13 protein-coding genes are annotated in these 13,329 nt (G+C 71.4%); 2 read left to right on the forward strand and 11 right to left on the reverse strand.

Going from position 1 to position 13,329, the window contains the following annotated elements; genetic code table 11:
* Positions 1-46: 46 nt before the first annotated feature.
* The 11 genes from ACODT5_RS20675 to ACODT5_RS20725 all read right to left on the reverse strand — a co-directional run bounded on the left by ACODT5_RS20675 (position 47) and on the right by ACODT5_RS20725 (position 11,424).
* A complete protein-coding gene (locus ACODT5_RS20675; protein WP_422520795.1) occupies positions 47-1,468 on the reverse strand; it encodes a cytochrome P450 in 1,422 nt (473 codons plus the stop codon).
* A 151-nt stretch (positions 1,469-1,619) separates the two neighbouring features.
* On the reverse strand, positions 1,620-2,870 hold the full coding sequence (fabF, locus tag ACODT5_RS20680; RefSeq protein ID WP_422520796.1) for a beta-ketoacyl-ACP synthase II: 1,251 nt from the start codon (positions 2,868-2,870) through the stop codon (positions 1,620-1,622).
* Positions 2,867-3,346 (reverse strand): SCP2 sterol-binding domain-containing protein, encoded by a 480-nt coding sequence (locus ACODT5_RS20685; RefSeq protein ID WP_422520797.1) that lies wholly within the window; start codon positions 3,344-3,346, stop codon positions 2,867-2,869. The genes fabF and ACODT5_RS20685 overlap by 4 nt, the downstream gene beginning before the upstream one ends.
* A complete protein-coding gene (locus tag ACODT5_RS20690) occupies positions 3,343-5,052 on the reverse strand; it encodes an FAD-dependent monooxygenase (RefSeq protein ID WP_422520798.1) in 1,710 nt (569 codons plus the stop codon). The genes ACODT5_RS20685 and ACODT5_RS20690 overlap by 4 nt, the downstream gene beginning before the upstream one ends.
* On the reverse strand, positions 5,049-6,065 hold the full coding sequence (locus tag ACODT5_RS20695; RefSeq protein WP_422520799.1) for a flavodoxin family protein: 1,017 nt from the start codon (positions 6,063-6,065) through the stop codon (positions 5,049-5,051). The genes ACODT5_RS20690 and ACODT5_RS20695 overlap by 4 nt, the downstream gene beginning before the upstream one ends.
* A 4-nt stretch (positions 6,066-6,069) precedes the next feature.
* Positions 6,070-7,206, reverse strand: coding sequence for a 3-oxoacyl-[acyl-carrier-protein] synthase III C-terminal domain-containing protein (locus ACODT5_RS20700; protein WP_422520800.1), 1,137 nt, complete (start codon positions 7,204-7,206; stop codon positions 6,070-6,072).
* A gap of 19 nt (positions 7,207-7,225) precedes the next feature.
* Positions 7,226-7,486, reverse strand: coding sequence for an acyl carrier protein (locus ACODT5_RS20705; RefSeq protein WP_422520801.1), 261 nt, complete (start codon positions 7,484-7,486; stop codon positions 7,226-7,228).
* Between the two features lie 198 nt (positions 7,487-7,684).
* Entirely contained in the window at positions 7,685-8,875 is a 1,191-nt protein-coding gene (locus tag ACODT5_RS20710; RefSeq protein ID WP_422520802.1) for an acyl-CoA dehydrogenase family protein, read from the reverse strand.
* 265 nt (positions 8,876-9,140) lie between these two features.
* Positions 9,141-9,662: a hypothetical protein gene (locus tag ACODT5_RS20715; RefSeq protein WP_422520803.1), complete on the reverse strand. Its 522-nt coding sequence runs from the start codon at positions 9,660-9,662 to the stop codon at positions 9,141-9,143.
* Positions 9,663-9,688: 26 nt separating this feature from the next.
* Complete coding sequence (locus ACODT5_RS20720) at positions 9,689-10,525, reverse strand: class II fructose-bisphosphate aldolase (protein ID WP_422520804.1); 837 nt, start codon at positions 10,523-10,525, stop codon at positions 9,689-9,691.
* Entirely contained in the window at positions 10,522-11,424 is a 903-nt protein-coding gene (locus ACODT5_RS20725) for an SIS domain-containing protein (protein ID WP_422520805.1), read from the reverse strand. The genes ACODT5_RS20720 and ACODT5_RS20725 overlap by 4 nt, the downstream gene beginning before the upstream one ends.
* A gap of 244 nt (positions 11,425-11,668) precedes the next feature.
* On the opposite strand from ACODT5_RS20725, the gene ACODT5_RS20730 reads away from it, so the two are divergent.
* Both ACODT5_RS20730 and ACODT5_RS20735 read left to right on the forward strand, forming a co-directional pair.
* Positions 11,669-12,448 (forward strand): DeoR/GlpR family DNA-binding transcription regulator, encoded by a 780-nt coding sequence (locus ACODT5_RS20730; RefSeq protein ID WP_385378764.1) that lies wholly within the window; start codon positions 11,669-11,671, stop codon positions 12,446-12,448.
* Positions 12,449-12,537: 89 nt separating this feature from the next.
* Positions 12,538-13,308, forward strand: coding sequence for an MBL fold metallo-hydrolase (locus ACODT5_RS20735; RefSeq protein ID WP_422520806.1), 771 nt, complete (start codon positions 12,538-12,540; stop codon positions 13,306-13,308).
* Positions 13,309-13,329: the final 21 nt, after the last annotated feature.

Consider the following 13,329-nt stretch of genomic DNA (forward strand, 5'->3'; position numbering starts at 1 on the left):
TCCCTTCGGATGTGTGTCGGTGATGCCGACTGGTGGTCGAGGTGCGTCACGCTCGGCGGCGCCTGGCGGTCATCGGCACACCGTGCTTCGGACGGACGGTGATCCTTGCCAGCGGGTCGACCGCGTACCCGGGAACGGGCTCGAACTCCCAGTTCCGCCCCACGGTGGCCAGCGCCATGACGCTCTCCATCCACGAGAAGGTGTTGCCGATGCACTGGCGCGGACCGCCGCCGAAGGGCAGATAGGCGAGACGCGGGCGTCCCGGCTGTACCGCGTGACCGGTGAGCTCGTCCGCCGCGTCGACGGGGTCGGGGTTCTTGAGCCAGCGCTGCGGGGCGAAGCGCTCCGGCTGCGGCCACCACTTGGGGTCGCGGTGGTTCACCCACGGGACGATCCCGACGAAGCTGTCCTTGGGGATGCGGTGGCCACAGAGCTCGAAGTCGACCAGGGGGCGGCGGCCCATGCCCATGATCGGCGGGTAGAGGCGCATCGCCTCGGAGAGGACCGCGTCGGTCCATGGGAGGTGGGGCAGGTCCTTGACCGTGGGCAGCCGGTCTCCGAGCACCTCGTCGATCTCCTGGTGCATCCGGTCCCGTGCCTCGGGGTGACTGCCGAGCAGATGGTAGGACCAGGTGAGGGCGTTGGCCGTGGTCTCGTGGCCGACCATGAGCATGGTGATCGCCTCGTCCCGCACCTCCTGGTCCGTCATCGGCTCCCCGGTGTCGGCGTCGCGCGCCGCGAGCAGCATGGAGAGCAGGTCGGCGCCCTCGCCGTCGCCCTGCCTGCGCTCGGCCATGAGCCGGTAGACGATGGCATCGAGCTTGTCCCGGCCCTCGAAGAAGCGCTTGTTGCCGGGGAGCGGCAGCTTCGCCAGATAGCGGGCGAAGGGCAGGGAATCCCAGCGCAGCGGACCCTCGTCGCGCGGGATGGCGGTGCGGACGGTGCGGGCCACATCGCTGTCGAGCGAGACGTCGAAGATCGTGCGGGCCACGACGGCGAGGGTCAGCTCGGTCATCTCGACCGACATGTCGAGCCGGTCGCCGTCCCGCCAGCCGGACTGGATGTCGTCGGAGAGCTCGGCAAAGGCACGGCCGTAGCCGGCGATGCGCTCGTGATGGAACATCGGCTGTATCAGCCTGCGCTGTTTGCGGTGGTACGCGCCGTCGCTGTTGGTCAGGCTGTTGCCGAAGATCACCGAGAGCGGGGCTTCCCACTTGCCGCCTCCGACGCTCATGGTGGCCTTCGTGAACTCGCGGTGCGACGTGACCAGGACCTCGTGGACCGCCTCCGGATCGCTGATCAGGTACAGATCGCGGAAGCCGAGCGGGACGCGCACGACGGGGCCGTACTGGTCGCGCAGCCCGGTGAAGTAGTCCATCGGATTGCCGGACATCGCGAGCAGGGCGCGCAGGCGGCCGGTGGGACCGGGGGCGGCGGTGGCCAATGGGGCGGTGGAGACCAGTGTCATCGACGTGCCTTCCTGAGGTGTGGTCACGAGTGGCGCCGCGGCCTCGGCCGGCGGTCCGACGGGTCTGGGTGCCTTGGTGGTTGGTCGAGGGCCGGACATGCCTGCCGCGGCGTCCTGGTGACGGATGGCGGCGCGGTGTGGGGCGCCCGGCTCACTCCCTGACGAAGCGTTGGAGGGCGAGCGCGACGTTCTGCCCGCCAAAGGCGAAGGAATTGGAGAGGGCCGCCTGGACCTCGTACGGACGGGCCGTGTTCGGCACGTGGTCGAGGTCGCACTCGGGGTCCGCCGCGTCCTGGTTGATGGTGGGCGGGATCACCCCGCGGTCTATGGCCAGGGCGCAGAACGCCGTCTCGGTCGCGCCGGCCGCGCCCAGCAGATGGCCGGTCATCGACTTGGTGGCGCTGACGGCCAGGTTCCCGCTGTGCGTGCCGAAGGCGGACTTGATCGCCTTCGTCTCGGCGGCGTCGGAGAACACGGTCGAGGTGCCGTGGGCGTTGACGTGGTCGATCTCGTCGGGCTTCAGGCCGGCCTCGCGCAGCGCGGCGAGCATCGCTCGGGCGGCGCCCTGCCCGGTGGGATCGGGGGCGGTGACGTGGTACGAGTCGCTGGTCTGGCCGTAGCCGCAGATCTCGGCGTAGACGTGCGCGCCCCGCGCCTCGGCCGACTCCGCGGTCTCCAGGAGCAGCATGGTGGCGCCCTCCCCCATCACGAAACCGTCCCGGTCCGCGGTGAACGGGCGGGAGGCCCGGCTGGGTTCGTCGTTGCGGCGCGACAGTGCGCGCATGTTGGCGAAGCCCGCGATCAGCGGCGAGATGAGGCATGCTTCGGAGCCGCCGGCCAGCGCGGCCCCGGCATAGCCGTCGCGGACCATGCGGTAGGCCTGCCCGACCGCGTCGGCCGAGGAGGCGCAGGCGGTGACCGGTGCGGAGCTGGGGCCGCGGAAGCCGAAGCGCTGGGAGACCGTGCCCGCCCCCATGTTGATGATGGAGCTGGGCACGAAGAACGGGGAGACCGCCTGGGGCGCCGCCACGTCCTTCAGCACCCCCGCCATCATGGTGCCGGCGCCGCCGATGGCGCTGCCGATCACGGTGGCGGCGCCGTCCCGGTCGATGCCGTCGAGGCCCGCGCGTTCCACGGCGAGTTCGGCCGCGGCGATCGCGAAGTGGCAGAACCGGTCGAGGCGTCTGGCCTCCTTGCGGGTCAGCCAGTCGGTCGGGTCGAAGTCCGTCACCTCGGCAGCGATGCGCACCGGCAGCCGGTCGGCGTCGAAGCTCCGGATCGGCCCCACGCCGGAGGCTCCGGCGAGCAGCCGCGTCCAGACCGTCTCGGTGCCGATGCCGAGCGGGTTGACCATGCCGATGCCCGTCACCACCACCCGGTGGCGCCCGGTGGCGGTGCTCATCCGGACTCACCCGGCTCGGCCAGCCCGAAGAGCGACTCCATCCGCATCGCGAGGTGCACGTCACCCTGGATGTCCAGCCGGCCGCCCAGCAGCAGATCCATGCCCTGGGCCGCGGCGGAGGCCATCTCCACGAAGCCGACCGCGTCGAGCACGAGGGTGACCGCGGGGGCGCCCGAGATCCCCGTCTCGCGCACCTCGCAGGTGTCCTCGGTCAGTACGAGGTCGTAGGCGACGGTGCCGCCCGGGAACCTTTCGACCACCCAACGGGCGGTCTGCGGACCGTCCATGGGGCCTCCGGTGTAGCGCCCGGGCATCTGCTCGAAGACCGTGCGCAGCACGTCCTCGCCGTCGGAGGTGGCCAGCCAGGCCGCCAGCTCCCCGCGCGGCAGCCCGGCGAGGGCGGCGCGGACTTCTTCGAGCGTGCCGGAGCGCAGACCCGCGAGTCGCTCCGAGGAGAAGGTGGGTCCGACGGTCATGAGGGCTCTCCCGCTCGTGCGGGCACGGGCCCGCTGTTGACTATTCGGTCGACGGCCTGCCGGAGTTCCTCCCGCGGTGCGACGCCGGGCAGCCGGGCGACGACATGACCGTCGGGTCGTACGAGAACCGCTTCCGGCCCCACCAGGGCATAGCTGTCGGCGAAGGCTCCCTTGGCATCGCGCAGTTGGGGCCCGTCCGCGGTGATCACGGCTGCCGTGAGCGGCAGGCCCACGACGGTCGCGGTCTCCTGCGCCACGTGCTCCCACTCGGCTCCCTCGGCCCCGGTGAGCAGGGCGAAGCCGGTGCGGGACAGGTCGGTCGTGGAGATCCGGTCCCCGGCCCGGTCGAGCCAGGCGTGCGGGGCGCGGTGGCCGGCCCGGGCGGTCGGCAGGTAGGACACCACGTCCTGGACCACCGGCTCGCCGGGGCCCGGTGCGTAGTTGAAACCCAGTACCTGCCCCTCGAAGTCGAAGTGCGGCCGGTGCTCTTCGATGTTCCGGGCGAACTCCACCGGATCGGCGTCGGACTGGAGCAGTGCCCGCTTCTGGAGGGCGTTGCGCTCGCTGTGCCGGGCGTTGAACTCCGCGACCGGGCGCCGCTCGCGTTCGTACGAGTCGAGCAGCGTGTCGGGGGCGCCGCCGCGCAGAACCGCGGCCAGCTTCCAGGCGAGGTTGTGGGCGTCCTGGATGCCGGTGTTCATGCCGAAGCCCCCGGTGGGCGGGAAGGTGTGGGCGGCGTCCCCCGCGGCGAGCACCCGGCCGTCGGCGCTGCGCCAGGATTCGAGCCCGGTGGAGCCCATCACCCAGTTCCGCACGGAGTGGATGCGCAGCCCCTTGATCGCGTCTCCCGACTCGCCGATGGCGGCCTCGATCAGCTTGTGGTGATCGACTTCCTGCTCGAAGTAGGTGTGTTCCTCGTCGGGGGTGAGGGCGGGGATCTCCAGGAGCCATTCGCCGCGCTTGGGATCGACGGTGATGAGCACACCCCGCACCGTGTTGTTGAGCACCCAGTACAGGGCGCTCTCCCGGCCGGTCGTCCAGGGCGAGAGATCGGCGCTGAAGTGGATGTCGAGGAGCCTGCCGAGCGGCGTGGCCGCGGTCTGCCGCAGGCCCACCGTCTCGCGCAGCGGGCCGTGCAGCCCCTCTGCCAGGATGGCGTAGCGGGCGTCGACGACGACGGGGCTCTCGCCCCCGGCCGTCACCCGGACACCGGTCGGAGTACGGGTCAGCTCCTCGGCCCTGACGCCGCGGACCATGCGCGCGTTCTCGGGAAGCCGCTCGACGAGCAGCGCTTCCACCCGGTTCTGCGAGCAGATGACGGGGAGGACCGGGCTGATGGCGGCTCGCTGCATGAGGGCGCCCGCCGAAGCGATGATGTCGAGGCCGGCGAGTTCGGTGCCGGCGAGTTCGGTGCCGGCGAGCTCGGTGCACCACGTGATGCGCGCCGTGTTCTCCAGGGGCACGCCGGCCCTGCGCACCTCGGCATCGATGCCGAGGTGTCGGAGCAACTCCATGGTGCGCGTGTTGATCACCGTGGCGCGTGGATGGCCGGACGGTGAGGTGCGCTGCTCCAGAACGACCGTGCGCACGCCGAGTCCGGCGAGGAAGTGGGCCGCGGCGAGGCCGGTGGGCCCGCCACCGACCACCACGACGTCGGCCTCCAGCTGCTCGGCGGCCTGCGGCGCGTCCGGTACGGGTGCGGTCATCGTCGAACCTCCGAAAGACTGGCGATGACCGGCGCCAGGCGCCGGGCCACCGCGGCGTCGAAGCCGGCTTTGAACAGGACGCGGGCGATGACGACCGCGGGCAGACCGGCCAGGATGGCGCCGGTCAGCCAGAGCACGAACACCCCGGTGAGTGCGGTGCGCTGGACCTCACCACGCCGGCCGGCGGCACGGATGGCCCGGCCCCAGACCCGGAAGACCTTCCCGGCGAGGAGGTCGGCCGCGGCCAGCGGTGCGTTCACGGGGGCCGCGCCATGGGCGGCCAGAACGTCACGGACCCGGTCGGCCAAGGCCTCCTCGGAGGCGGCGCGGGACGTGGGTTCGTCCTGTTCCGGGGCGGGTTCGGGTTCGGGTTGCACGGTGGCGAATTCGGTATCTGCCGGGGCGAGTTCGGCGATGCGCTCGCCTAGGAGCGCGAGCCGGTCCAGTTCGTCCGTGCCGACACCGGCCCGCGGGAACCCCCAGGACGCCTCCCGCTTGCCGGCGATCAGCCAGCGCATCGTGGTGACGAAGGTGATCCCGGCGGAGGCGGTGTCCACTGAGGCGATGGTGCCCAGGTAGCGGCCGCCGGCGGCCTGGAGCAGCCGCTGCACCTCGATGGCGGCCGAGTACCACATGTTCCGGCAGGCGATGAGGCCGATGACGGGGCGCCCGTCGAACGCCTTCGGCTCGGCGCCGATGAGCGCCCGCATGGGCAGCGCCGGGGCCAAGTACCAGACGGGGAAGGCGAAGACGACCAGGTCCGCGTCGTCGTCCGCGGCCACCGGCGGCCGGGCGGTGATCCCGGGTGCCCCGTCGGGGTCGACGGAGGCGGCGAAGACGCCGAAGAAGCGGCGCACGGGCCAGGGGAAGGGGAAGGGCTCACGCGGGGTGATCTCGACCTTGTGTACGTCCCAACCCGCCTTTTCCAGCGGGTCGGTGACGGCGGAGACGGATTCCAGGAGCTGACCGGTCTGCGAGTACCAGTAGACCGTCACTCGGGGCTGCGCACTCACGGTCTCAGACCTCCCCGGCGGAGACGGCCGTCAGGTGCGCGAAGGACACCGCGAACCGGCCGGACTCGGGGACCATCACCAGGAGCTTGTCGCCGGGGGACACCAGGCCCTCGGTCAGCATCTCCTCCAGGATCACGTAGATGCTGGCGGAGCCCATGTTCCCGACCCGGGGCAGATTGCTGTACCACTTCTCGATGGAGGGGCCCCTGACCTTCTTCCGCTCGATCTCCTTGAGCACCATGGACTTCATGCGCTCGCTGGAGTAGTGCGCGGGGAACCAGGTGAGCTCGTCCGGGTCGAAGCGGCCCTCGTCGAGCAGCCGCTGGTACTCCTTGACGCCGACCCGTACGAGCTGCGGCAGCAGGCCCAGGTTCTGGCGCAGCGCCAGCGTGCCGGCGGCGGCGGCCTCGGCCGCGGAGGGGTAGTCCCACCAGGTCTGCTCCGCCGAGCTGTCGGCCGAGCCCATGTACATGCAGGTCTGCTCGGTGTTGGCGTAGGAGGTGAGCGAGATCCAGTCGATCCGCAGGCTCACCCCGTCGGCGGCGGGGCGGTCCTGTACCAGCGCGGCGCCGGCGCCGTCCGAGAGCATGTAGCGCAGGAAGGCCATCTCCATGGCGATGGCACCGTCGCCCGAGACCGGCAGGACGTCGGCGAACCGTCCGCTCTTGATGAAGCGCGAGGCCAGTTCGGACGCGGAGGCGATCGCGTTCTTCTTCTCCCCGGCCGCCACCTGGAGGTAGGCGTTCTTGAGCGCCATCATCCCGGAGCTGCAGATGCCGTGCGTGGTGACGATCTCACAGGGCGGGCTGCCCAGTTCGCCGTGGATGCCGCTGGCGATGCCGGGCGCGATGAGGTCCGGTACGGCGGTGGCCGCTGCGATGAGGTCGATGTCGTCGAGGGTGATGTCCGAGCGGTCCACCGCCTGGCGAATCGCGGCGACCGCCATGTTGGTGCTGGAGAACAGGGTCTTCTGCTGCTTGTCGATGGCGTAGTGCCGTGACTTGATCCCGCAGTTCTCGAGGATCTGCTCGCGCAACCCCGAACTCGCCTGGCCCACGCTGCCTATGTAGTCCTCGATCTCCTCGTTGGGCACCGGTTCGCCTGGCAGGAAGCGTCCCATGGCGGTGATGTAGGCAGGCATTTCTTGGTCCCCCCGTGGTCTAGACGGCTGCTTTGGTTTCGATCTTGGAGACGGCGAAGTCCAGGACGTCACCGACGGTGCGGAGCGAACCGATGCGCTCGTCGTCCATCGGGATCCCGTAGGCGTTCTGAAGGTTCTGCGCCATGGCGACGAGGTCGAGCGAGTCGATGCCGACGTCCTGGTACAGATCGGATTCGGCAGAGAGCGCGTCCGGGTCGGCATCGCATTGAGCCAGAAGGAATGCCGTGATATCTCCGTAGAGATCGTTCCTCAAAGACATGTTCACCTCCTGCGCCACACCCCCTGTGCGGCACGGGATTCACTCTGGTCCAAGCGGCGCGGCGGGGCATCGCAGAGGATCACGCGGCCGCCCTGAGATTTTCCCGCCGCGGGACCCGGAGACGAGAAAGGGCCGGTGTGAAGGTCGCGAACGACTCCACACCGGCCCGAAAGGCACGGACGATCAAAATGACACGGGTCAGCGGCGCACCCTCGGCATGCCGAGGCCGATCCACGAGATGATCTCGCGCTGGATCTCGTTGTTGCCGCCTCCGAAGGTGAAGATGACGGCGCTGCGGTAGCCGCGTTCCAGTTCGCCGTGCAGGACCGCGCCCGCGGAGCCGTCCTTCAGGGAGCCGGCCGCGCCGACCACCTCCATCAGCCAGGCGTACGCGTCCCTGCGCGCCTCGGAGCCGTAGACCTTGACGGCGGAGGCGTCCTGCGGGGTGAGGTTGCCGTCCTGGACGGCGTTGACCATCTGCCAGTTCAGCAGCTTCATCGCGTCGAGGCGGGCGTGGGTGCGGGCGAGGCGGCCTCGGACCCAGGAGAGGTCGATGATGCGGCGGCCGTCGGCGAGCTTGGTCTCGGCGGCCCAGCGCTGGACGTCGTGCAGGGCGCGGATGGCCATGGTGCCGTGGGCGGCGAGGGTGACGCGCTCGTGGTTGAGCTGGTTGGTGATCAGGCGCCAGCCCTTGTTCTCCTGGCCGACGCGGCGGCTCGCGGGGACGCGGATGTTCTCGTAGTAGCTCGCGGTGGTGTCGTGCGAGGCCAGGGTGTTGATGAGGGTGCAGGAGTATCCGGGGTCGGAGGTAGGCACCAGGAGCATGGTGATGCCCTTGTGCGCGGGGGCGTCCGGGTCGGTGCGGACGGCGAGCCAGACCCAGTCGGCGGTGTCGCCGTTGGTGGTCCAGATCTTCTGCCCGTCGACCACGTAGGTGCCGGTCTCCTCGTCGCCCTCGCGGACGGCCTTGCACTTGAGGGCGGCGAGGTCGGTGCCGGCGTCGGGCTCGCTGTAGCCGATGGCGAAGTCGATCTCGCCCGCGAGGATCTTGGGCAGGAAGTACGCCTTCTGCTCGTCGGTGCCGAACTGCATGATGGTCGGCCCGACCGTGTTGAGGGCCATCAGCGGCAGCGGCACGACGGCCTGCGCGGCCTCGTCGAAGAAGATGAACTGGTCCATGGGCGACATCCCGCGCCCGCCGTACTCCTTGGGCCAGCCGACGCCGAGCCAGCCGTCGGCGCCGAGCTTGCGAATGGTCTCCCGGTAGAAGCGCTTCTGCTCGGCCGGGTCCTCGTACCGGGCGTAGACGTCGTCCGGGATCAGTTCGGCGAAGTAGGCGCGCAGCTCGGTGCGCAACCGCTGCTGCTCAGGCGTGTATTCGAGGTGCACGGCCCCTCCGGGTCTCTCGTGGCTCAAGGTCGCGCGGCCGTCCGCCACCGCCGCGGGGGCAGACTAGAACCTGTTCCAAGAATCCGGAAGGGTCAGCGGGAAGTCTGCGGATGTACCCGGCGGAGTGGTGTTCGCCGGGCCACAGCTCCTCGTGGCCGAGCCCGTCGAGGTCGGCCGCGCATCCGGCGGAACACCGCCCGGGCCGCAGCTTCAATGCGCCGCGGGAGTCCTCCCACCGAGTGGGAGGACTCCCGCGGGTCACCGCTCAGCTGTAGAGGAAGACGTAGTCGAAGTACACGAGGTCGCGGATGCCGTCGAAGCGGAAGGTGCCCGACGGGACCACGTCGAGGCCTTCCTCGAGGGCGACCTTGTCGTACGTCACGCTCTGCTTCCAGCCCGCGCTGGAGGGGATGTACGGCTTCAGCGCGGCGGGCGGCGAGACCAGCGGCCCGACCTCGAAGTGGTGGGCGGGATCGCCCATGATGCGGTTCGCCGTGCCCTGCTTGAGGTGGGCGACCCCGACCAGCCGCATCCGGGTCTCCGGGCTCGGGACCGACCGGTCGTTGTTGGACTCGTCGATGTCGTAGCCGATCCAGTGCGCGTCGGAAACGTCGCCCAGCGCGGTCCAGAAGCGCCGGTTGAGCGGGGCCAGATCTGTGCGGACCTTCTCCGCGGTCTCCTCCTCGGGCCACATCGCGTAGCCGAGCCCCGCCGCGCCGAGCAGCAGCGGGGCCCCCAGTCCCAGAAGGAGCCGCCGTCTGCTGCTGAGGCCCCGCTGTGTGCTCATCAAAATCCCCCCAGTACCCGTTCCCGTCAGTTCAGGGCGCTGATCATAGCGGCGGCCGTGGCCGCCATCGCCTCCCGTGCGGCGGTCAGATACGGACGGGGATCCGCGGTGGTCAGATGGGTGCGGATGGCTTCGGTCATCGCCACGTTGAGCGCGGTGCCGATGTTGACCTTCCGGATGCCGCCGGCGACGGCCGCGGCGAGTTCCGCGTCCGGCAGGCCGGAGGATCCGTGCAGCACCAGGGGCACGTCGACCGTCTTGGCGAGGCGGCCGAGCAGCACGTGGTCCAGGGCCGCGGTCCGGCTGGTCATGGCGTGGCTGCTGCCGATGGCGACGGCGAGCGCGTCCACCCCGGAGTCGGCGACGAACCGCCGCGCTTCGTCCGGGTCGGTACGGGCGCCGGGTGCGTGCGGGTCCAGCGGCGCGGCCCCGTTCTTCCCGCCGACCTCGCCCAGTTCGGCTTCGATCCACAGGCCGTTGACGTGGGCCCAGTCGGCGGCGGAGCGGGTGGCCTCCAGGTTCTCGGCGTAGGAGAGGTGCGCGGCGTCGTACATGACCGAGCTGAAGCCGGCGTCCACGGCCTGCCGCAGCAGTTCGGAGCTCTTGACGTGGTCCAGGTGCAGCCCGACCGGGACCCCGGCGGCCTCGGCGACGGCCACGGCCGCGCGGCTGATCGGCAGCAGCGCTCCGCCCCGGAACTTGACGGCGTTCTCGCTGAGCTGGAGGACCACGGGCAGTCCGGCCGATTCGGCGCCCGCGACGACCGCTTCGGCGTGCTCCAGCGTGATGATGTTGAAGGCGGCGACGGCGCGGCCCTGGGCGGCGGCCTCCAGGACGAGCCTGCCGGCGGGGACCAGGCTCATCGGACGGCCTCCTCGCCCGTGGTGAGGATGACGGACCGGGTCAGATTGCGCGGCGCGTCCGGGTCCAGCCCCTGGTGGGCGGCGACGGCGATGGCCAGGCGGTGTACGCGGACCAGCTCGGCGAGCGGGTCGAGGTGCCCGGCCACCCACTGGGCTCCGGTCCCCCGGACCTGTTCCGCGAGCCCTTCGGGAGCGTCGCCGAGCGACCAGGTGGCGGTGCCGGGCGCCGAGACGCTGATGGGGCCGTGCCGGTACTCCATGGCCGGGTAGGACTCGGCCCAGGCCAGGGCGGCTTCGCGCATCTTCAGCGCGGCCTCGTTGGCGAGTCCGACGCTCCAGCCGCGCCCGAGGAAGGTGAACTGGCCCCGGGTCTCCAGCTCCGCGGGGAGCGGGTCGGCGAGTGCGGCGCGCGCGTCGGCGACCACGGACGGGCTGTGCAGGCCGACGTGGGCGCGCAGCAGGGTGAGCGCGGTGGTGGCGAAGCGGGTCTGGACGACGGACTGCTCGTCGGCGAAGTCCAGTACGACGAGCTCGTCGGCGAGGGTCATGACGGGGGTGGCGGGGTCCCCGATGACGGCGGTGGTGGGCACGCCCGCGTCCCGCAGTCCGGCCAGCAGGTCGAGGACCTCGGTGGTGGTCCCGGACCGGGTCAGCGCGACGACCCGGTCGTAGCGCCGGTGGCGGGGGAACTCCGAGGCGGGGAAGGCATCGGTTTCGCCCTGCCCGGCCTCCTCGCGCAACACGGCGGCGGCCTGGGCCATGTAGTACGAGGTCCCGCATCCGACGATCGCGGTACGCTCCCCCGGCCGCGGCAGCACCGCCCGGTGTTCCGGGGCCAGTTCGGCGGCCCGCTCCCAGCATGCGGGCTGCGTGCCCAACTCGTACGCGACATGGCTCATGGCGGCTCCCTAGCGCGGTGCGTGCATCCCTGATTGCGTGTTCCTGCAAGATAGTGGGCTCTTTCACGCAACTTCAAGCATCCCAGTGATGATCTCCTGCGTTAATCTCGACGCGTAGGCCAAGAGTGGGCGCCGAAGCGAACGGCGAAGCGACCACCGAAGGCGCGATCGAAGACGCGACCCGAAGCAGCGACCGACGCAGCGATCGCGGACGGGTCCGAAGACGAGACCGAGAGGGCGGCCGATGACCCGCAAGGAACGCTGGCAGACACTGCTGGACCTGCTGGTGGAGCGGGGCGAGCTGGAAGTGGAGCCCGCCGCCGAGGCCCTCGGCGTGTCCGCCGCCACCATCCGGCGCGACCTCGACCAGCTCGCCGAGCAGCAGCTGCTCGTCCGCACGCGCGGCGGAGCGGTCCTGCACGGGGTCTCGTACGAACTCCCGCTGCGCTACCGCACCTCGCGCCGGGCCGCCGAGAAGAGCCGCATCAGCGAAACCGTCGCGGCGCTGATCGTCCCGGGCGAGGTGATCGGCCTGACCGGCGGCACCACGACCACCGAGGTCGCGCGGGCGCTGGCCGCCCGCCCCGACCTCGCCACCGGCTCCCCCGCCCTCACCGTGGTCACCAACGCGCTGAACATCGCGGGCGAGCTGGTCATCAGACCGCAGTTCAAGATCGTGCTCACCGGCGGCGTGGCCCGGCCCCAGTCGTACGAGCTCACGGGTCCCCTCGCCATGGAGGTGCTCGGGCAGCTCTCCGTGGACACCGCCGTCGTCGGCGTGGACGCCTTCGACCCGGCCGACGGCGCCGCTACCCGGCACGAGGACGAGGCCGCCATGAACCGCCTGCTCTGCGAGCGCGCCCGCCGCGTGGTGATCGCGGCCGACTCCAGCAAGCTGGGCGTCCGCGCCTTCGCCCGCATCGTCTCGACGGACGCCGTGGACGTCCTGGTGACCGACACCGGCCTCGCCCCGTCGGTGGCCGAGGCCTTCGAGGCGGCGGGCGTGGAGGTCATCCGGGCCTGAGCACACGAGGGCAGTCCGCGCCCGAGCACACGGCCGGGGGGCGGTCGGCCCGGCCCGGGGCCGCGGCGCGCGCGTCCTAGACTCCCCGGATGGCAGACGATCTTCTCCGGCTCACCGTCCTGGGCAGCGCGACGCCCTACCCCACCCGCGACAACCCCTGCTCCGGCTACCTCCTCGAAGGCGGTGGCGCCCGGGTCTGGGTCGACGCGGGCAGCGGCACGCTGGGACCGCTGCAACGGCACGTGGGACTCGGCGAGCTCGACGCGATATGGATCTCGCACCTGCACGCCGATCACACGGCCGACCTGCTGACCGCGCACTACGGCCTGCTGTACGCCGACGTACGGCGGCCCGCGCCGCTCCCCCTCTACGGGCCTCCCGGCATCGCCGACCGGCTGGCGGGGTTCCTCACCAACGGCCCGGACCGCAGCCCGGTCGAGGCCGCCTTCGAGGTCCACGAGCTGTACGACGGCCACCGCGCGCGGGCCGGGGCGCTCGACCTCACCAGCCGGGCGGTGTCCCACGGCATGCCCGCCTTCGCGCTGCGCGCCGGGTCGGGAGGCCGGTCCCTCGTGTACTCCGGGGACACGGCGCCCTGTTCGGCCCTGACCCGGTTCGCCGAGGACTGCTCGCTCCTGCTGTGCGAGGCCGACAGCACGGCGCACGCGGCCGGTGCCGAGCCGGTGCACCACACCCCCGAGGAGGCCGGCGACACCGCCCGCGCGGCCCGCGCCGGGCGGCTGGTCCTCACGCACGTCGGCCGGGACATGGAGCCCGCCGAGGCCGTGGCCCGCGCCGCCGCCCGCTACCCCGGACCGGTCGACCACGCCGCGCCGGGCGCGGTGTTCCTGGTCGGGTAGGCCGTCTCCTTCGGATCTTGC

Source organism: Streptomyces tatrensis (assembly GCF_049310065.1).
In the GTDB taxonomy this organism is placed as follows: Bacteria; Actinomycetota; Actinomycetes; order Streptomycetales; family Streptomycetaceae; genus Streptomyces.

Coding starts and splice junctions, on each gene's coding strand:
- ACODT5_RS20675 (WP_422520795.1), bottom strand. CDS start 1,468: ATGACACTGGTCTCCACCGCCCCATTGGCCACCGCCGCCCCCGGTCCC.
- fabF (WP_422520796.1), bottom strand. CDS start 2,870: ATGAGCACCGCCACCGGGCGCCACCGGGTGGTGGTGACGGGCATCGGC.
- ACODT5_RS20685 (WP_422520797.1), bottom strand. CDS start 3,346: ATGACCGTCGGACCCACCTTCTCCTCGGAGCGACTCGCGGGTCTGCGC.
- ACODT5_RS20690 (WP_422520798.1), bottom strand. CDS start 5,052: ATGACCGCACCCGTACCGGACGCGCCGCAGGCCGCCGAGCAGCTGGAG.
- ACODT5_RS20700 (WP_422520800.1), bottom strand. CDS start 7,206: ATGCCTGCCTACATCACCGCCATGGGACGCTTCCTGCCAGGCGAACCG.
- ACODT5_RS20705 (WP_422520801.1), bottom strand. CDS start 7,486: ATGTCTTTGAGGAACGATCTCTACGGAGATATCACGGCATTCCTTCTG.
- ACODT5_RS20715 (WP_422520803.1), bottom strand. CDS start 9,662: ATGAGCACACAGCGGGGCCTCAGCAGCAGACGGCGGCTCCTTCTGGGA.
- ACODT5_RS20720 (WP_422520804.1), bottom strand. CDS start 10,525: ATGAGCCTGGTCCCCGCCGGCAGGCTCGTCCTGGAGGCCGCCGCCCAG.
- ACODT5_RS20725 (WP_422520805.1), bottom strand. CDS start 11,424: ATGAGCCATGTCGCGTACGAGTTGGGCACGCAGCCCGCATGCTGGGAG.
- ACODT5_RS20730 (WP_385378764.1), top strand. CDS start 11,669: ATGACCCGCAAGGAACGCTGGCAGACACTGCTGGACCTGCTGGTGGAG.
- ACODT5_RS20735 (WP_422520806.1), top strand. CDS start 12,538: ATGGCAGACGATCTTCTCCGGCTCACCGTCCTGGGCAGCGCGACGCCC.